The organism is Mycobacterium sp. Root265 (assembly GCF_001428895.1).
Lineage (GTDB): Bacteria > Actinomycetota > Actinomycetes > Mycobacteriales > Mycobacteriaceae > Mycobacterium.
In genome coordinates, this window is sequence record NZ_LMJA01000028.1 from 246294 (window position 1) to 263886 (window position 17593).

21 protein-coding genes are annotated in these 17593 nt (G+C 67.4%); 12 read left to right on the top strand and 9 right to left on the bottom strand.

Annotated elements, in window-relative coordinates; all coding sequences use genetic code 11:
* Nucleotides 1-18 precede the first annotated feature (18 nt).
* Both ASE48_RS19975 and ASE48_RS19980 read left to right on the top strand, forming a co-directional pair.
* A complete protein-coding gene (locus ASE48_RS19975; RefSeq protein WP_057168872.1) occupies nucleotides 19-813 on the top strand; it encodes a hypothetical protein in 795 nt (264 codons plus the stop codon).
* A gap of 129 nt (nucleotides 814-942) precedes the next feature.
* The gene (locus ASE48_RS19980) at nucleotides 943-1335 is read left to right on the top strand and encodes a nuclear transport factor 2 family protein (RefSeq protein ID WP_057168873.1); all 393 of its coding nucleotides are present in this window, start codon (nucleotides 943-945) and stop codon (nucleotides 1333-1335) included.
* 64 nt (nucleotides 1336-1399) lie between these two features.
* On the opposite strand, the gene ASE48_RS19985 is transcribed toward ASE48_RS19980, so the two are convergent.
* Both ASE48_RS19985 and ppgK read right to left on the bottom strand, forming a co-directional pair.
* Nucleotides 1400-2797 (bottom strand): RNA polymerase sigma factor, encoded by a 1398-nt coding sequence (locus ASE48_RS19985; protein ID WP_057169013.1) that lies wholly within the window; start codon nucleotides 2795-2797, stop codon nucleotides 1400-1402.
* A 207-nt stretch (nucleotides 2798-3004) separates the two neighbouring features.
* Nucleotides 3005-3787: a polyphosphate--glucose phosphotransferase gene (gene ppgK, locus ASE48_RS19990; protein WP_057169014.1), complete on the bottom strand. Its 783-nt coding sequence runs from the start codon at nucleotides 3785-3787 to the stop codon at nucleotides 3005-3007.
* Nucleotides 3788-3841: 54 nt separating this feature from the next.
* Between ppgK and ASE48_RS19995 the strand changes: the two genes are divergently transcribed.
* A complete protein-coding gene (locus ASE48_RS19995; RefSeq protein WP_057168874.1) occupies nucleotides 3842-4684 on the top strand; it encodes an inositol monophosphatase family protein in 843 nt (280 codons plus the stop codon).
* Nucleotide 4685: 1 nt separating this feature from the next.
* On the opposite strand, the gene cei is transcribed toward ASE48_RS19995, so the two are convergent.
* On the bottom strand, nucleotides 4686-5339 hold the full coding sequence (cei, locus tag ASE48_RS20000; protein ID WP_057168875.1) for an envelope integrity protein Cei: 654 nt from the start codon (nucleotides 5337-5339) through the stop codon (nucleotides 4686-4688).
* 174 nt (nucleotides 5340-5513) lie between these two features.
* Here cei and ASE48_RS20005 point away from each other — a divergent pair, with 174 nt between their 5' ends.
* Complete coding sequence (locus ASE48_RS20005; protein ID WP_057169015.1) at nucleotides 5514-5816, top strand: DUF4193 domain-containing protein; 303 nt, start codon at nucleotides 5514-5516, stop codon at nucleotides 5814-5816.
* Between the two features lie 9 nt (nucleotides 5817-5825).
* On the opposite strand, the gene ASE48_RS20010 is transcribed toward ASE48_RS20005, so the two are convergent.
* Nucleotides 5826-6314 carry a DUF3093 domain-containing protein gene (locus ASE48_RS20010; RefSeq protein WP_057168876.1) on the bottom strand — a complete coding sequence of 163 codons (489 nt, stop codon included), beginning with the start codon at nucleotides 6312-6314 and terminating at the stop codon, nucleotides 5826-5828.
* A gap of 25 nt (nucleotides 6315-6339) precedes the next feature.
* Here ASE48_RS20010 and dut point away from each other — a divergent pair, with 25 nt between their 5' ends.
* Together dut and ASE48_RS20020 are read left to right on the top strand one after the other, a co-directional pair.
* Complete coding sequence (dut, locus tag ASE48_RS20015) at nucleotides 6340-6804, top strand: dUTP diphosphatase (RefSeq protein WP_057168877.1); 465 nt, start codon at nucleotides 6340-6342, stop codon at nucleotides 6802-6804.
* Nucleotides 6780-7517, top strand: a complete 738-nt coding sequence (locus ASE48_RS20020; RefSeq protein WP_057169016.1) for a DUF3710 domain-containing protein — start codon at nucleotides 6780-6782, stop codon at nucleotides 7515-7517. The genes dut and ASE48_RS20020 overlap by 25 nt, the downstream gene beginning before the upstream one ends.
* Here ASE48_RS20020 and ASE48_RS20025 read toward each other — a convergent pair.
* Nucleotides 7514-8215, bottom strand: coding sequence for an alpha/beta hydrolase (locus ASE48_RS20025; RefSeq protein WP_057168878.1), 702 nt, complete (start codon nucleotides 8213-8215; stop codon nucleotides 7514-7516). The genes ASE48_RS20020 and ASE48_RS20025 overlap by 4 nt on opposite strands.
* A gap of 120 nt (nucleotides 8216-8335) precedes the next feature.
* Here ASE48_RS20025 and ASE48_RS20030 point away from each other — a divergent pair, with 120 nt between their 5' ends.
* Together ASE48_RS20030 and ASE48_RS20035 are read left to right on the top strand one after the other, a co-directional pair.
* The gene (locus tag ASE48_RS20030) at nucleotides 8336-8707 is read left to right on the top strand and encodes an OB-fold nucleic acid binding domain-containing protein (RefSeq protein WP_057168879.1); all 372 of its coding nucleotides are present in this window, start codon (nucleotides 8336-8338) and stop codon (nucleotides 8705-8707) included.
* A gap of 83 nt (nucleotides 8708-8790) precedes the next feature.
* Complete coding sequence (locus ASE48_RS20035; RefSeq protein WP_082614316.1) at nucleotides 8791-9381, top strand: DUF3159 domain-containing protein; 591 nt, start codon at nucleotides 8791-8793, stop codon at nucleotides 9379-9381.
* Here the strand turns inward: ASE48_RS20035 and ASE48_RS20040 are convergent.
* Together ASE48_RS20040 and ASE48_RS20045 are read right to left on the bottom strand one after the other, a co-directional pair.
* Nucleotides 9369-10034 carry a potassium channel family protein gene (locus ASE48_RS20040; protein WP_057168881.1) on the bottom strand — a complete coding sequence of 222 codons (666 nt, stop codon included), beginning with the start codon at nucleotides 10032-10034 and terminating at the stop codon, nucleotides 9369-9371. The two genes, ASE48_RS20035 and ASE48_RS20040, sit on opposite strands and share 13 nt — an antisense overlap.
* On the bottom strand, nucleotides 10034-10705 hold the full coding sequence (locus tag ASE48_RS20045) for a potassium channel family protein (RefSeq protein WP_156409294.1): 672 nt from the start codon (nucleotides 10703-10705) through the stop codon (nucleotides 10034-10036). The genes ASE48_RS20040 and ASE48_RS20045 overlap by 1 nt, the downstream gene beginning before the upstream one ends.
* A 111-nt stretch (nucleotides 10706-10816) precedes the next feature.
* Here ASE48_RS20045 and ASE48_RS20050 point away from each other — a divergent pair, with 111 nt between their 5' ends.
* Nucleotides 10817-12811 (top strand): APC family permease, encoded by a 1995-nt coding sequence (locus tag ASE48_RS20050; protein ID WP_057169017.1) that lies wholly within the window; start codon nucleotides 10817-10819, stop codon nucleotides 12809-12811.
* Complete coding sequence (locus tag ASE48_RS20055; protein ID WP_057168883.1) at nucleotides 12808-14004, top strand: class I SAM-dependent RNA methyltransferase; 1197 nt, start codon at nucleotides 12808-12810, stop codon at nucleotides 14002-14004. The genes ASE48_RS20050 and ASE48_RS20055 overlap by 4 nt, the downstream gene beginning before the upstream one ends.
* Here the strand turns inward: ASE48_RS20055 and ASE48_RS20060 are convergent, their stop codons facing one another.
* Complete coding sequence (locus ASE48_RS20060; RefSeq protein ID WP_057169018.1) at nucleotides 14005-15270, bottom strand: HNH endonuclease; 1266 nt, start codon at nucleotides 15268-15270, stop codon at nucleotides 14005-14007.
* A gap of 63 nt (nucleotides 15271-15333) precedes the next feature.
* A complete protein-coding gene (locus ASE48_RS20065; RefSeq protein WP_057168884.1) occupies nucleotides 15334-15879 on the bottom strand; it encodes a TetR/AcrR family transcriptional regulator in 546 nt (181 codons plus the stop codon).
* Between the two features lie 55 nt (nucleotides 15880-15934).
* Between ASE48_RS20065 and ASE48_RS20070 the strand changes: the two genes are divergently transcribed.
* Nucleotides 15935-16234: a hypothetical protein gene (locus ASE48_RS20070; protein ID WP_156409295.1), complete on the top strand. Its 300-nt coding sequence runs from the start codon at nucleotides 15935-15937 to the stop codon at nucleotides 16232-16234.
* Between the two features lie 61 nt (nucleotides 16235-16295).
* Nucleotides 16296-17567 carry a Na+/H+ antiporter NhaA gene (nhaA, locus tag ASE48_RS20075; RefSeq protein WP_057168886.1) on the top strand — a complete coding sequence of 424 codons (1272 nt, stop codon included), beginning with the start codon at nucleotides 16296-16298 and terminating at the stop codon, nucleotides 17565-17567.
* The last annotated feature ends 26 nt before the right edge of the window (nucleotides 17568-17593 follow it).

Consider the following 17593-nt stretch of genomic DNA (forward strand, 5'->3'; position numbering starts at 1 on the left):
TTTGTAAACTGACCCACTGTGGCAATACTGTCCGGCTTCGCGCCGTGGATCGTCTACTGGATTCTGGTCGGCAACGTGCCCTTCACCGCCGCGGTGCTGGTGGCGCTGGCGGTCGCGGTGGCCTCCTACGCGATCGGGCGGGTCCGCGGCACCGCGGGCCGGACACTGGAGATCGGCGCCATCGCCACCTTCGCGGTGCTGACGGTCCTGACGTTCACCGTCAGCCAGGCGTTCATGGAGCGCTGGATCCAGCCACTGAGCAGCCTGGGCATCCTGCTGGTCGCGCTCATCGGCGTGCTGGCCGGCAGGCCGTTCGTGCGCGAGTTCGCCGAAGCCGATCAGCCGGCCGAGGTGATCAAGAGCGAGCTGTTCGGCAAGATCACCACCCTGGTCACCTGGATCTGGGTCGCCGCGTTCGCCGGGATGACCATCTCCTCGGCGATCCCGCCGATCGTGCAGGGCGATGCCACGATCCTTGACACCAAGACCCCGCTGTCGTTCATCTGCTACTGGGTGCTGCCCTTCGCCCTGCTCGGCGCGGCGGTGCTGGGTGGTCGGGTGCTGACGGAACGGATGGTGGCCGAGGCCACCAGCCCGCACACCGTCCGGCGCAGCACCTTCGTCGCGTTCAAGGAACTCGAGATCGACCAGCTGTACTACCTGGCCCGGGAACGGGCCGAGCGGGAGGCAGGCCCCGATCTGGAGGCCTACGACGTGAAGCTGGGCAGCCAGGGCGTGCCGCTGACCGGCGACGAATCCCGCGAATCGTGGCCGATGAGCTACAAGCTTCGCGAACGCCGCGTCAAGCACTGAGTGCGCCGCTTATAGCAAATACTTCTTCACTTGGCAACTAGTGGACTCGTTTTGCCTGTACAGAGGCATGTTTTCGGGCGTACATTCGATGCGGCTCGTGCAATCGGGTCGGCTCGAAAGGAGCGTCAGATGTCTGAGCAGCAGGACAACATCGAACTGATCAAGAAGGGTTACGAAGCGTTCTCCACCGGCGACGCGGAGACGACGATGTCGTTGTTCGATGACAACATCGAGTGGGTGCAGCCCGGCAACAGCACCATCAGCGGCACCTATCACGGCAAGGGCGAGGTCGGCCACTACATGGCCCTGCTCGGCGAGAAGAATGTGTCGGTCAAACTCAATCAGCTGTTGGCCGACGGCGACACCGTCGTGGCATTGACCGAGGTGAGCGTGGGCGAGGACACGGCGCACGACGCGGACGTCTTCACCATCAAGGCAGGCAAGACCACCCGGGTCGAGGTGCACACGGACACCGCGATGATGGAACGGGTGTACGGCACCAAACAGCACGCGGCGCACTGAGCGCCCACACGAAACGGCCGCACCCAGCATGCTGGTTGCGGCCGTTTCGTTGTTCTCACCGAATCTAGTCCAGGTAGTCGCGCAGAACCTGGGAGCGGCTCGGGTGGCGCAGCTTGCTCATCGTCTTGGATTCGATCTGACGGATGCGCTCACGGGTGACGCCGTAGACCTGGCCGATCTCGTCCAGGGTGCGGGGCTGACCGTCGGTCAGGCCGAACCGCAGCCGGACCACGCCGGCCTCACGCTCGGAGAGCGTCTCCAGCACCGACTGCAGCTGGTCCTGCAGCAGGGTGAAGCTCACCGCGTCCACGGCCACCACGGCCTCGGAGTCCTCGATGAAGTCGCCGAGCTGGCTGTCGCCCTCGTCGCCGATGGTCTGGTCCAGCGAGATCGGCTCACGCGCGTACTGCTGGATCTCCAGCACCTTCTCCGGCGTGATGTCCATTTCCTTGGCCAGCTCTTCGGGCGTGGGCTCGCGACCCAGGTCCTGCAGCAGCTCGCGCTGGATACGGCCCAGCTTGTTGATGACCTCGACCATGTGCACCGGGATACGGATGGTGCGGGCCTGGTCGGCCATGGCGCGGGTGATGGCCTGCCGGATCCACCAGGTGGCGTACGTGGAGAACTTGTAGCCCTTGGTGTAGTCGAACTTCTCGACCGCGCGGATCAGACCGAGGTTGCCCTCCTGGATGAGGTCCAGGAACGCCATGCCGCGGCCGGTGTAGCGCTTGGCCAGCGACACCACCAGGCGCAGGTTGGCTTCGAGCAGGTGGTTCTTCGCGCGGTCGCCGTCGCGGCAGATCCACTGCATGTCGCGGCGCTGGGCCGCGGGCAGCTTCTCGCCCTTCTCGGTCAGTTCGGTCATCAGCTGGGTCGCGTACAACCCGGCCTCGATGCGCTTGGCGAGCTCGACTTCTTCTTCGGCGTTGAGCAGCGCCACCTTGCCGATCTGCTTCAGATAGGCACGGACCGAGTCCGCGGAGGCGGTGAGCTCGGCATCCTTGCGCGCCTGGCGCAGTGCCTCGGATTCCTCTTCGTCCCAGACGAAGTCACCGGAGGCCTTGTCCTTTTCGGACGGCTCGGCGATCTCCTCGTCGGCCTTGGCCGGCTTGGCCTTGGCATCGCCCGCGGTTTCCGCCTCGTCACCGTCGGCTTCGGCCTCTTCCGATTCCTCGGCGTCGTCCTCGGTCTCCAGGTCGTCGATCTCCACGTCCTCGACGTCGAGGACGTCGCCGGGCTCGACTTCGATGTCGTCGGTGGTTTCGATGTCCTCGCCTTCGGCGGAGACGTCCTTCTTGGACGCAACACCCTTGGCCGGGGCCTTCTTGGCGGGAGCTTTCTTGGCGGCCCGCTTCACAGGCGCCTTTGCAGCGGCCTTGGCGGGCGCCTTCTTCGCAGGCGTCTTGGTTGCGGTGGGCGTCACCAGCTCATCGGTTGCCGGGCTGGTCTTTGTCGCTGCCACGTACACCCTCTCGGTCTTGCGGATTCGATGGCGCGCGCAGGCGTCACCGAAAGTCGTCGGCTGTCTCGAATATTGGCGTTTGATCTCTGCTCGGATATCCGCCGCTATCTCGGTAGGCGGCCGCCATCAACCATTGTAACGACAGTGTGGGTGTGTACCGCGCCGAGCGGCAAATTTGACTCGGCGCGCGCGTCGTGTTCGTCGGGTTCAGGGTTCGACGTGGATGCCCTGAGCGGCCATCGCGGCGCCCACGATCCCGGCGCTGTTGAGCAGCGCGGCCGGCACCACCGGGACGCGGTTCTTCAGCATCGGGATCCAGCGGTCGGCCTTGCGGCTGATGCCGCCGCCGGCGATGAAGAGGTCCGGCCAGATCGCGTTCTCGACCGCTACCAGCACTTTGGTGACCTCCTCGGTCCAGCGCTGGTAGTTCCACTCCTTGCGTTCCTTCACCGAGGACGCGGCGCGGTGCTCGGCCTCCTTGCCGCCCACCTCGAGGTGACCGAACTCGGTGTTGGGCAGCAGCACGCCGTTGTGGATGACGGCAGATCCGATACCGGTGCCGAACGTCAGAAGCACGATCAGACCGGTGTTGTCCTTGCCCGCGCCGTAGCGTTCCTCGGCCAGGCCGGCGGCGTCGGCGTCGTTGAGCACCGTCACCTCCTGCCCGCCGAGTTCGGCGCTGATGACCTTGGCCGCGTCGGTCCCGATCCAGCCCTTGTCGACGTTGGCGGCGGTCCGCACGATGCCGTTGGTCACCACACCCGGGTAGGTCACGCCGAGTTTGCCGGTCCAGCCGAATTCGCGGACCACGGCGGCGACGGTGGTGGCCACCGCGTCCGGGGTGGCCGGTTGCGGCGTGGCCAGCTTGAACCGCTCGCCGACCAGTTCGCCGGTGTCCAGATCGACGATCCCGCCCTTGATGCCGCTGCCGCCGACGTCGACGCCGAATCCGGTGTTGGTCGATTCGGTCACTGGAACGCTCCTAAGCAGGCGGCGGACAAGGCAATTCGCCACCACATTAACGGTTTGTGGTGCGATGTAGCCATGCCGGATGACAACGATCCCCAGACGCTGCGCGCGGTGGCAGAACAACTGGCCACCGAGGCGGCGGCTTTCGTACGGACCAGGCGGGCCGAGGTGTTCGGCGCGGTGCCGGCCACCGGTGCGGTGCAGACAGGTTCGATTCAGACCAAGAGCACCCCGACCGATCCGGTCACCGTGGTCGATACCGAGACCGAGCGGCTGCTGCGCGAGCGGCTCGCCGAACGCCGGCCCGACGATCACATCCTGGGCGAGGAGGAGGGCGGTTCGGCGGTGGCCGCGCCCGGCGAGCCGGTCTGGGTCATCGACCCGATCGACGGGACGGTCAACTTCGTCTACGGCATCGAGGCCTACGCGGTCTCGGTCGGTGTGCAGATCGATGGCGTCTCGGTGGCCGGCGCGGTGGCCAACGTGGCGACCGGCGAGCTGTATTCGGGCGCGGTCGGTCACGGCGCGAGCGTGACCCGCGAGGGTGTGTCGACCGCGTTGCGGTGCAACACCATCGATGACCTGTCGCTGGCGCTGTTGGGTACCGGGTTCTCCTACGAGGCCGAGCAGCGCCGACGGCAGGCCGCGGTGCTGGCGGCGCTGCTGCCCGCGGTGCGCGATGTCCGCCGGATCGGGTCGTGCGCCCTGGACCTGTGCATGGTGGCCGCCGGGCGCCTGGACGCCTATTTCGAGGACGACGTGCACGTGTGGGACTGGGCGGCGGGTGCGGTGATCGCCTCCGAGGCCGGTGTCGTGCTGCGGTTGCCGGCCTCCACGGGTGACGCGCAGGACGTACTGGTGGCCGCCGCGCCGGGCGTGGCGGCCGCGCTCGACGAGGCGCTGGCGCGCGCCAGGTAGCTCAGCAGGTGGCGCTGTGGATCTTGGTCAGCAGCGACGCATCGGCGGGCTGGGTGGCGTCCGGACGCAGACCCGCCAGCATGGCGTCGATGTCGTCGCTGCGGCTGAACTCGCTGAACTCGGTACCCACGGCGAGGTCCACCGAGTCATCGGAGCGGCCGTCGAGGAACAGTTCGGTGCAGGGTGCGACCAGCCACACCGCGGCCGCGGCGGCCCGCCCGGTCTCACCGAACCGGATCTGGCCCTGGCATTCGAGCCGGCCGTTGGCGTACACGGGGTCATTGGCGGCGGTGGGCTGGGCGAAGCCCAGATCGCGCAGCGCGCCGGACACCTCGGCGGCCTGACCGCCCTGGCCGCTGGCATTGAGCACCTGCACCCGGGTGTCGGCCAGCCGCGACGGCATCACCTCGGCCATTTCGGCGGGGGAGACCTGCTGGCCGAGCACCGGCTGGCTGGCATCGCCGCTCGGCGGGGGCGGCGCGTTGCAGGCCACCGCCTCGGGGACTGCGGTGGACTGATTGAGCGCAATCACCCACACCACGCCACTCACCAAGGCGAGCGCGAGGAACAGGCACAGCACAGGCACATGGTTGCGGCGGCGGAACGGACGACCGTGTTTGTCGAACGCTGTGCCCTCGGTGATGGATGCGACCACCCCTGCACCTTAAGGGCACGCCAGGGCATGCGTTCCTACCAGGGGTTTTGCTCTGTGATATAAATCACAGTCAATCTACGCCGATTCCGGGCACGAATCATTTGGTGTAGGCGTTCGACGCTGGTACAAAGCACTGCTGCAAGGGTGCTGCAAACGGTACCGGAGGGGATGAATATGGCTACCGACTACGACGCTCCACGGCGAACCGAGACAGACGATGTGTCCGAGGATTCGCTGGAAGAGCTCAAAGCGCGACGTAACGAGGCCCAATCGGCCGTCGTTGACGTCGATGAATCAGAGTCCGCGGAATCTTTCGAGCTTCCGGGTGCCGATCTGTCCGGTGAGGAGTTGTCAGTTCGGGTCGTCCCGAAGCAGGCCGATGAGTTCACCTGCTCCAGCTGCTTCCTGGTGCATCACCGCAGCCGGCTGGCCAGTGAGAAGAACGGGCTGTACGTCTGCACCGACTGCGCGGCGTGACCCGAGGGGTCAGCTGCGCAGTGCGGCCAGCACCCGGTCAGGGTGTCGGCAGCTGACCAACCAGTACGGGGTGGGGTCGTCCGGATCATCGAGCACGATGAGCACCATCGGACCGACCCACGCCCTGTGCAGGACATAGGCCGCAGGGTCGAGTTGGCGGCCCAATGCCGCCGACTTGGCCGACCTGGGCACTTCCGCCGACCGTGAGATGACGCTCACCGGAAGGTGGGCCGGGCCCGCCCACAGCTCGACGGCGCCATCGGGCCCATCCCCACTCTGCACCACCCGGATCTCCATGCGGCCCGCCCACATCAGCGCCGCCGCGGCGACCGGCAACAGCACCGCATAGGGCGCCCAGTCCGGCAGGCCCTCCACGCCCATGTTGACTTCGGCGGCGATCAGGGCCGCGAGCCCCAATCCGGGCAACCAGAACCACCACGGCAGCCGCAGGCGCTCGCGGTAGCGCACGGTTTGGGTGATGGCGCGCGTGTCGGACACGTGCCCAAGAGTAATCTCATCCGTCGTGCCCACCTCTCTGGCTGTCGTGAGATTGGATCCCGACCTCCCCATGCCCAGCCGGGCCCACGATGGCGACGCCGGCGTCGACCTGTTCAGCGCCGTCGATGTGGAACTGGCGCCCGGTCACCGGTCGCTGGTTCCGACGGGGATCGCCGTCGCCATCCCGCACGGGATGGTCGGCCTGATCCATCCGCGGTCGGGATTGGCGACCCGCGTTGGGCTTTCGATTGTCAACACGCCCGGCACCGTCGACGCCGGTTACCGTGGCGAGATCAAGGTGACATTGATAAATCTCGACCCGCAGGAGCCGATCGTGGTGCGGCGCGGAGATCGCATCGCTCAGCTGCTGGTGCAGCGGGTCGAGCTGCCGGAGCTCATCGAGGTGTCATCCTTCGACGAGGCCGGGCTGGCCGACACCACCCGCGGTGCGGGTGGGCATGGTTCATCCGGCGGACATTCGAGCTTGTGAAAGAAGGCGACAGCGTGACTGACGAAGCCGAAGACTTCGATGGACCGTTCGATATCGAGGATTTCGACGACCCGGAGTCGGCGAAGCATGCCCGCCTTGACCTCGGGTCCGTCCTGGTCCCGATGCCGGCGGCCGGCCAGGTGCAGGTCGAACTGACCGACCAGGGGGTGCCCAGCTCGGTGTGGGTCGTCACCCCCAACGGGCGGTTCACCATCGCGGCCTACGCGGCCCCGAAATCGGCCGGGTTGTGGCGCGAGGTGGCCGCAGAGCTCGCCGACTCGTTGCGCAAGGACGGCGTCAAGGTCCGCGTGGAGGACGGCCCGTGGGGCCGTGAGGTGGTAGGGGCCAGTACCTCGGCGCCGGAGGGCCAGCAGCCCGGGGTGGTCCGCTTCATCGGCGTCGACGGCTACCGCTGGATGATCCGCTGTGTGGTCAACGGACTGCCCGAGAACGCCGACGCGCTGGCCGCGGAGGCGCGGGAATCCTTGGCGGACACTGTGGTTCGTCGCGGTGACACGCCGCTGCCGGTGCGCACCCCGCTGACCGTGCAGCTGCCCGAAGCGATGGCCGCCCAGCTGCGCGCCGCCGCCGAACAGGCGCAGGCGCAAGCCCAAGCCCAGGCGCAGGGTCAGGTGCCGCCGGAGCCCGCGGCACGGCGCAGCGCCGAAGGTTCGGCGATGCAGCAGATGCGCAGCACCATCACCGGCGGTTAGAGCTCCAGCAGGGCGGCCACACACGCTGCCCCCAGCCGTGACGGGTCGGCGCCCATCTCGTCGAGCGTCACCGTGTGCAGCGACGCGTGCCGGGCCGCGGCGGCCCATTCGACCGCGACATCGGCCGGGTGGACGGGATCGTCCACAGCGGCCGCCAGGCCCATCGGCACCGTCAGCGCGGTCAGTTCCTCGACTGTCGGTGCCACATAGGCGGCGGCCTCGGCCATGGCATCGGGTAGCGCGGGCCACTGGGCCAGCCAGGAGCGGGTCAACTCGGCGGCCAGCCACGGCGGACTACCGGCCTGCATCGCCGCGATGGTGGCGGAAAGCCCTTCCTCGCGCAATTGCTGCGCCGAGTGACGGGCTGTCAGTGCGGCGGGCGCATTGCCGGGTGCACCCGACCAGGCGGGCAGCGCCGCCAGCACCGCCACGGCCCGGCTGGGGTGCTGCAGCGCCCAGGCGGTGGACACCGCGGCCCCGATGGACACGCCGCCGACAGCGATCGGCGCACCGCTGCGCGCGGCGTCATCCAGTGCGGCCAGGTAGCCGGCGATCAGCCGGGACGGTTCCGGCTCGGGTGTGACGACAATCGCACCCAGTTCGTGCAGCGGCCCGGAAAACGCCCGGTAGACGTAGTCGTCATCGGATCCGGTCCCGGCCAGCAGAACCGTTGTCACACCACGCAAGTTGACCGCCATCACACGATGGTGACAGTTCCGCCGCAACGCCCGCGCGCGACGTGGCGAATCGGAACCAACAGGTCTACGGTGGCGTTGGTCAGGTAGTGGATCCACGACGGATCCGCGGCAGGGAGAGGTATGGCTACGGCCGAAGGGTATCTGCGTCGGCTCACCCGCCGACTGACGGAAGACCCCGAGCAACTCGACGTCGAAGAACTCAGCGACGAGGCCGCCGGCACCGGCGCGCAGAAGGCGATCAACTGTCAGCGCGGCCAGGAAGTCACCATGGTCGGCACCCTGCGCAGCGTCGAGTGCAACGGCAAGGGCTGCGCCGGCGGCGTGAAGGCCGAATTGTTCGACGGCACCGACTCGGTCACCCTGGTGTGGCTGGGGCAGCGCCGCATCGCGGGCATCGAATCCGGCCTGACACTGCGCGTACACGGGCGCCTCGGCCAGCTCGACAACGGCACCAAAGCCATCTACAACCCGCTCTACGAGATTCAGAAGTGACGGAGCAGAACTCCGAGCAATCCACCGCCGACGCTGCCGCCGAGGAGCCGCCCAAGAAGGGCGCCCAGGCCGTACTGGAGCAGATGGGCGGCATCAGCGGGCTGATCTACTCCTCGCTGCCGGTACTGGTGTTCGTGCCGGTTTCCACCAACTTCGGGCTGATGCCCGCGATCTACGCCGCCCTCGGGGTGGCGGCGCTGGTGCTGGTCTGGCGGCTGATCCGTAAGGAGTCGCTGCAACCGGCCGTGTCCGGGTTCATGGGCGTCGGTATCAGTGCGCTCATCGCCTACCTGGTCGGCGAATCCAAAGGCTATTTCCTACTGGGCATCTGGTCATCGCTGGTGTGGGCGTCGGTGTTCCTGCTGTCGGTGCTGATCCGTCGGCCCGTCGTCGGCTACATCTGGGGCTGGGTCAACAACCACGACCGCGACTGGCGCAAGGTGCGCCGGGCCGTGCTGGCCTTCGACATCGCGACGCTCACCTGGGTGGCGGTCTTCGCGTCCCGTTTCGTGGTGCAGCGCCACCTCTACGACGCCGACGACACCGGCCTGCTCGGGGTCGCCCGGATCGCCATGGGCTGGCCGCTGACCGGGGTGGCCGCCGTCATCACCTACTTCGCCATCAAAGCCGCGCAGCGGGCGCTACACGCGCACGAGCCCGCTCAGCGCGCCTGAGGATGCAGCAGCAGCTCGCGTAGTTCGTCCTCGGCGTCGGCGGTGGCCACGAACACCAGCTCGTCGCCGCCCTCCAGCGGCTCGTCGCCCTCGGGCACGATCACCCGGGGGCCGCGCAGGATCGTCACCAGGGACGCGTCACGCGGCAGATTGAGCCGCTTGACGGCCTTGCCGCCCCACGGGGTGTCATCGGGCAGGGTGATCTCGACCAGGTTGGCCTGCCCCTTGCGGAAGCTCAACAGCCGCACCAGGTCGCCCACGGCAACGGCCTCCTCGACGAGCGAGGCCAGCATGCGCGGGGTGGACACCGCGACGTCGACGCCCCAGTTCTCGTCGAACAGCCACTCGTTGCGGGGGTCGTTGACCCGCGCGACCACCCGGGGCACCGCGAACTCGGTCTTGGCCAGCAGGCTGAGCACCACGTTGGCCTTGTCGTCGCCGGTGGCGGCGATCACGACGTCGAACTCCTGTAGACGCACCGACTCCAGCAGGCTGAGCTCGCAGGCGTCACCGAGACGCCAGTGCGCGGCCGGGATGGCGTCGACGTCGATGTGTTCGGGGTCGCGTTCCAGCAGCGTGACGTCGTGGCTGGCGACGAGTTCGCGGGCGATGGAACGGCCGACTGCGCCGGCTCCGGCGATGGCGACTTTCATCAGCGGTCGTTGTCCTCGCTCGGCGGCAGGGCCGAAATCGCCAGGGCCTCGGCGATATGGCCGGAGATGGCGGCGATGAACACATGGTCACCGGCCTGGATGACGGTCTTGGTGTCGGGCAGCAGTCCGGTGCCCAGTCGCAGCATGAACGCGACGCGGCCGCCGGTGGCGGCTTCCAGTTCGGTCACCGCGTGGCCCGCCCAGTCTTCGTGCAGTGGTAGTTCGGCCACGCCGACGTTGCCGGACGGGTCACGCCATTTGGTGGTCTCGGATTCCCGGGTGAGCACGTTGAGCAGGCGGTCGGTGGTCCACGGCACGGTGGCCACGGTGGGGATGCCCAGGCGCTCGTAGACGGCGGCGCGCTTGGCGTCGTAGATACGGGCGACGACGCGTTCGACGCCGAAGGTCTCGCGCGCCACGCGGGCGGAGATGATGTTCGAGTTGTCGCCCGAGGACACCGCGGCGAAGGCGCCCGCCTCCTGAATTCCGGCGCGCAGCAGCACATCCCGGTCGAAGCCCATGCCGAGCACCCGTTCACCGGGGAACTCGGGGGACAGCCGGTTGAACGCGGTCGCATCCCGGTCGATCACGGCCACCTCGTGGCCGATCCTGGCCAAGCCGTCCGCCAGCGATGCGCCTACCCGGCCGCACCCCATCACCACTACCCGCACCCTCGGTCCTCTCTGGCCGCTGTCCAGGAATACCGCAACATCGAACACGCCATTCAACCAGCGCACCCGGAACGCTACAGCCAAACCCGGGTGCGCTTACTCTTGGCACTCGTGTCCAAGCTATCGACCGCCACGCGCCGGCTGGTCCTCGGTAGACCGTTCCGCAGCGACAAGCTGGGCCACACGCTTCTGCCGAAGCGGATAGCGCTGCCGGTGTTCGCCTCCGATGCGTTGTCGTCCACCGCCTACGCACCCGAGGAGATCTTCCTGGTGCTGTCGGTGGCCGGGCTGTCGGCGTACTCGTTCGCGCCGTGGGTGGGACTGGCGGTGGCCGCCGTCATGTTGATCGTGATCGCCAGCTACCGCCAGAACGTGCACGCCTACCCGTCCGGCGGCGGTGACTACGAGGTGGTGACCACCAATCTCGGGCCGACGCCCGGGCTGACGGTGGCCAGCGCGCTGCTGGTGGATTACGTGCTGACCGTAGCGGTGTCGATGTCCTCGGCGATGGCCAACATCGGATCGGCGGTGCCGTTCATCGCCCAGCACAAGGTGTGGTTCGCGGTGGTGGCGATCCTGCTGCTGGCCTCGCTGAACCTGCGCGGTATCCGGGAGTCGGGCACCGCCTTCGCCATCCCCACCTACGCCTTCATGATCGGCATGGTCGTCATGCTGGGGTGGGGGTTCTTCCAGATCTTCGTGATGGGCCACGAGCTCAAAGCGGAATCCGCAAATTTCGAGGTGCGGACCGAGCACGGTGAGATCCTCGGGTTCGCGTTGGTGTTCCTGGTGGCGCGGGCTTTCTCCTCGGGGTCCGCGGCGCTGACGGGTGTGGAAGCCATCAGCAACGGTGTCCCGGCCTTCCGGAAACCCAAGTCGCGCAACGCCGCGACCACCCTGCTGCTGCTCGGTGCGATCGCCACCACGTTGTTCATGGGGATCATCCTGCTGGCCAAGGAAACCGGCGTGAAGATGGCCGAGCGGCCCGCCGAACAACTGGTCGGCGCCCCGGACGGCTACCACCAGAAAACCCTGATCGCGCAGTTGGCCGATGCGGTGTTCCACGACTTCCCGGTCGGGCTCTTCCTCATCGCCCTGGTCACCGCGCTGATCTTGGTGCTGGCCGCCAACACCGCGTTCAACGGATTCCCGGTGCTGGGATCGATCCTGGCCCAGGACCGCTACCTGCCGCGTCAGCTGCACACCCGCGGCGACCGGCTGGCGTTCTCCAACGGCATCCTGTTCCTGGCGTTCGCCGCGGTCGCGTTCGTGATCGCTTTCCAAGCCGAGACCACCGCGCTGATCCAGCTCTACATCGTCGGCGTGTTCGTCTCGTTCACCCTGAGCCAACTCGGCATGGTGCGGCACTGGACCCGCTTCCTCAAGATCGAGAACGACCCCGCGACGCGGCGCAAGATGATGCGGTCACGGGTGATCAACGCGGTCGGCTGCCTGTGCACCGGCGCGGTGCTCGTGGTGGTGGTGATCACGAAGTTCCTCGCCGGAGCGTGGATCGCGATCCTGGCGATGGCCGTGCTGTTCGTGATCATGAAACTGATCCGCAGGCACTACGACACGGTGGCCCGTGAGCTCGACGAGCAGGAAGCCGACCTGGAGGATGTCGTGCTGCCCAGCCGCAACCACGCGGTGGTGCTGGTGTCCAAACTGCACCTGCCGACCCGTCGGGCGTTGGCCTATGCGCGGGCCACCCGCCCGGACGTGCTGGAGGCGATCACGGTCAGCGTCGATGACGCCGAGACCCGTGAGCTCGTGCACACCTGGGAGGAGAGTGACGTGAGCACCCCGCTGAAGGTCATTGCCTCGCCCTATCGCGAGATCACCCGGCCGGTACTGGATTACGTCAAACGGGTCACCAAGGAATCACCGCGCACCGTGGTGACGGTGTTCATCCCCGAGTACGTGGTGGGCCATTGGTGGGAGCAGGTGCTGCACAACCAGAGCGCGCTGCGGTTGAAGGGCAGACTGCTCTTCGAACCGAACGTCATGGTGACTTCGGTACCCTGGCAGCTCAACTCGTCGGAGCGGCTCAAGACACTGCAGCCGCAGTCAGCCCCCGGCGATGCACGAAGAGGATTTCTTGATTGACCGCACCCGAGGCTGACCTGATCCTGACCACAGGGCCGGCCGCCAATGGCGGTAGTTGCGTGGCGCGCCACGACGGCCGTGTCGTCTTCGTGCGCTACGCGCTGCCCGACGAGGTGGTGCGGGTGCGTGTGGTGTCCGAACGCGGATCGTATTGGCATGCCGATGTTGTCGAAGTGATCGAGCCGTCACCGGACCGCGTCGAGTCACTGTGCACCATCGCCGGCCGGGACGGCGCGGGCTGTTGTGATCTGGCATTCGCCGATCCGGCCGCCGCCCGTCGCATCAAGGGCGCGGTGGTCGCCAATCAGCTGGAGCGCCTCGGTGGCCACGAATGGTCCGGGGTGGCCGAGGAAGTCGGCGATCGCGGGGCGACGGGGTGGCGCACCCGGGTGCGCCTGGACGTCTCGGAAGCCGGCCGGGCGGGCTTCCACCGCTATCACAGCGCCGAGTTGGCCGACGACTTGAACTGCGCGCAGTTGCCGGACGGGATGCTCGACGGCCTGGACGGGTCGCGCTGGCCGCCCGGGGCGCAGCTGCATGTGGCCCTGGATGACCACGGGCGGCGACATGTGGTGCAGGCCGGTCCGCGTAACGGCGGGCGCAAGGCGAGCACGCAGGTCGTCGAGGGTGACTATGAGGCCGTGCAGGAGATCGACGGTCGGCAATGGCGGATTCCGGTCACTGCGTTCTGGCAGGCCCACCGCGATGCGCCGCGCGTGTACAGCTCCCTGGTGAGCGAGGCGGCCGGTCTGCAGCCCGGTATGACGGCGTGGGATCTCTACGGCGGGGCAGGCGTTTTCGCGGCTGTGCTGGCCGAGGGCGTGGGGGTGACCGGGCGGGTGCTCACCGTCGACACGTCTCGTGGCGCGGCCCGCTCCGCGCGGGCGGCGCTGGCCGATCTGCCGCAGGTCTCGGTGGTGACGGATTCTGTGCGCCGGGCATTGTCGGCGGAGCAGAGCCGGGCCGATGTGGTGGTGCTGGATCCTCCGCGGGCCGGCGCGGGCCGGGAGGTCATCGAGCAGTTGGCCGCCGCCGAGGTGTCGCGCATCATCCATATCGGCTGTGAGGCAGCGTCATTCGCCCGCGACGTGGGGGAGTACCGACGACAGGGCTATGCCGTGGAGCAGTTGCGGGTGTTCGATTCGTTCCCGCTCACCCACCACGTGGAATGTGTGGCGGTACTCAGCCGGTAATCAGGCCGCGCGGTTCACCGTGACGAGATGCACGTCGCGGGTCAGGATGCGCAGACCGCCGGCTATCGGTGGTGCCGTCGATCGGTAGGTGGCTCCGGTGGGAGTGGTGTGTTCGGCCACGTGCCGCCCGTCCGGATCGAAAAGGGTGCGGACTTTCCAGCCCGGTCGTTCCTTGACGTAATTGCAGCGCTCGCACGAGCCCCGACCGTTCCGTGCGTTCGTGCGGTCGCCGCGGGAGTGCGGCGCGCTGTGATCGATATGGCGAATCGGCGCATCGCAGTACGGGGTTCGGCAGGTCTGATCGCGCAGCCGGATGAACTGTGCCAAGCCCTCCGGGAACGCGCGGGCGCGAGAATCCATCGCGACCAACGCGCCGCTCTCCGGGACCGCGTAGAGCCGGCGTAGCTCGGCCCAACCCTGTTCGTCGATGGCCTCGGTGATCATCCTGCGCGCCACGGCGGCCGGGATCGGTTCGTAGTCCTGGACCGCGGCGGCGTCATCGCTGTTCCCCAGCAGGGCCTCATCGGAGATCACCACATTGACCGTGATCGGCACCGGGACGTCAGCCGGGCGTCCGGTCACGCGCTCGATGAGGGTGTCGGCCATGGTCTGGCCGCGTGAGCGACCGTCGGGGTTGGTGTCGGCGGCGCGTTTCAGGCTCGCGTAGCAGGACACGCCCTGCGCCATCGGAAGCAGCGCGGTCAGGTACACCATGTTGTCCGGTGCCGGCCGGCTGGTCACGTTGCGTTCTTCGGGTGCCTTGGCGGCCCGGTCGACGATGGCCTGCGGATCGAGCGCGTAGGCGATGTTCTTGGCCTTGGCGGTGATCCGTTTGTTGCCCAACCCATCGAGCGAGGCGGGGTCTGCGCACATCTGATGATCGAGCCGGCGGCGGTCCTCGACCGTCAGGCACGCCGATTCCCGCACGATCAACGTGGCTCGCCATTCCGAGAGCACACCGGCTTCCAAAGCGGCCAACGTGCAGGGCATTTCATTGACCAACGCCTTCGCGAACCCGAGGTGTTGATCGCCCTTGCTGGTCGAATCGCGGCGCGCGAGCGCGATTTCCGAGGAGAGGCCGCGTCCGCGCCGCTTGGCCGGCACCCCCGCCCGTGCTTCGAGCCGGCGGCGGATGGCATCCCACTCCGCGGTGTCTCTGGCCTGCTCGGCAGCGGCGGCCGACTTCTGTCGTTCCAGTTCCGCGATCCGATCCCGCAGCGCCACCTCACGGGCCTGCAGATCATCGGTCGCCAACTGTTCGAACATGTGTTCGATGATACACGACTCCACTGACTCAACGTTCTGTCAGGGCTGCGCGGATGGTGTCGATCAGTTCGGTAAGGCCGGCCACCACATTGCGATGAGCCGCGACTCCCAGTCGTCCTGCACATGTCCGGTGCGGGCGCGCTCGGCGATATAGGCGCCGACGATGGCGTCTATCAGCATGTCGGGGTTGACGCGCGGGCCCATGTCGCCGTCGCTTTTCATCTCCTCGATCACCGTGACGAGGTCGGCGCGCTGCGCGACGAGGACCTCCCGGAAGAGTCCGCTGAACTCGGGATCCTCCTCGGTCAGCAGGGATGCGAACCCGCCGAACCCGATTCCGTCACCCACTGCGCCGACCGCCTGCCGGATGAGCCAGTGCAAGCGTGCCGTCGCGTCGGTCCGCGGTGGGGCCGGGGTGGTGGTGATCAATTGGGCCAGCGCCGCCCGCAGCATCTCGCGCCGATCTCGATAGCGGCGGTAGATCGTCGTCTTCGCGACCCCGGATTGCGCCTGGACGGCCTGCACGGTGACCGACCGCGGCCCACTGGAACGCAGTAATTGCAGTGCCGTCTCGGCGATCCGGTCGCCGACATCGGGGGGCGTCGTCATGGTGCCATTATGCGCTACACTCGGTGTATCGCTACGCTTCACGTAGCGTAGCGACTTGAGAGAGGTGTTCGGGATGAGAAAGCCGTCTGGAACGACGGTCGTGTACGTCGGTTATCTGTTCTTTCTGCTCGGCTTCGTTTCGCTGGGGCTGTTCGTGGCAGCGCTGGCGTTCGGCAGTTCCCTGGCTGCGTGGGCAGGTGTCGCACTGGTAGGCACTTTCGCCCTTGCCGTCGTCGCGTTCCGCGCCGGTTCGCGCGGGGTGGCGAACATCTGGGCGGAGTCCGTCACGCGCACCGAAGCGGATCGGTACCGGTCGACGTACAGAGGCGAAGCGCGAGCCCGAGCGGTAAGGTGACGCGCGGTGTGCCGGGAAGTCTGGTCGGCGTTCGTGCGACGCTGACCAAGGGAGAAACTCGATGACAGAACGCCGCAGTCGTCTGCTGAGCCTCGGATCCTGGCCGGAAACCCAGCGCGTCAGCGAGGTCCTGCGCAAGGAGACCGTCGGCGGCATCATTCTTCTCATCGCTGCGGCCGCGGCCATCATCTGGGCCAACTCGCCGTGGGCGGAAAGCTATTTCGCGCTACGAGATCTGAAGCTCGGCGGCGAACCCTTCGGGTTTCACCTGGACCTCAGCCTCGGCGCCTGGGCGGCCGATGCATTGCTCGCCATTTTCTTCTTCGTCGTGGGTGTGGAACTCAAGCGCGAGTTCGTCGTGGGTGATCTGCGCGATCCGAGCCGGGCCGCACTGCCGATCGCCGCGGCGATCGGCGGCATGGTGGTGCCCGCGCTGATCTTCGTCGCGCTCGCCTCGCAAGGGGGCGAGGGTGCGCTGAAGGGTTGGGCCATCCCGACGGCGACCGATATCGCTTTCGCGGTGGCGGTACTGGCCGTGATCTCCACCCACCTGCCCGCCGCGCTGCGGATGTTCCTGCTCACGCTGGCGGTCGTCGACGACCTGCTCGCGATCACCGTGATCGCGTTCTTCTACTCCGAATCCATCAACTTCGGCGCGCTGGCGTTGGCGCTGGCACCGCTCGGCGTGTTCACGGTCTTGGTCCAGCGCGGCGTCAAGGCGTGGTGGGCGTTGATCCCGCTTGCCGCGATGACCTGGGTGTTCGTGCACGAATCCGGGGTGCATGCCACCGTCGCCGGTGTGCTGTTGGGCTTCGCGGTGCCCGCCGCGCGGTGCGCAGCTTTCGAGCATCGGACACGCCCGATCTCCGCGGGCATTGCGATCCCGGTGTTCGCATTCTTCGCAGCCGGAGTGAGCCTTGGTGGTTTCAGTGGCCTCGCTTCGGCCCTGAGAGATCCCATCACGCTGGGCATCGTGCTCGGTCTGGTGCTCGGCAAACCCATCGGCATCTTCCTCACCACCTGGACGTTGTCCAAGGTCACCAGGGCCGAACTGGATTCCTCGCTGCGCTGGGTGGACGTGCTGGGCGTCTCGATGCTGGCCGGTATCGGGTTCACGGTGTCACTGCTCATCGGCGACCTCGCCTATGGGCTCGGCTCGGAACGTGACGAATTTGTGAAAGTCGGCGTACTGGTGGGGTCCCTGCTCGCGGCATTGCTCGCCTCGGTGCTGCTGGCCACCAGAAACGCCGCCTATCGGCGGATCGAGCAAGAGGAAACGTCGGACGCCGATCAAGACGGAGTGCCCGACATCTACCAGCCTCGACAGGACTGACGGGTGTTACGTGGCTAAACTGGCGG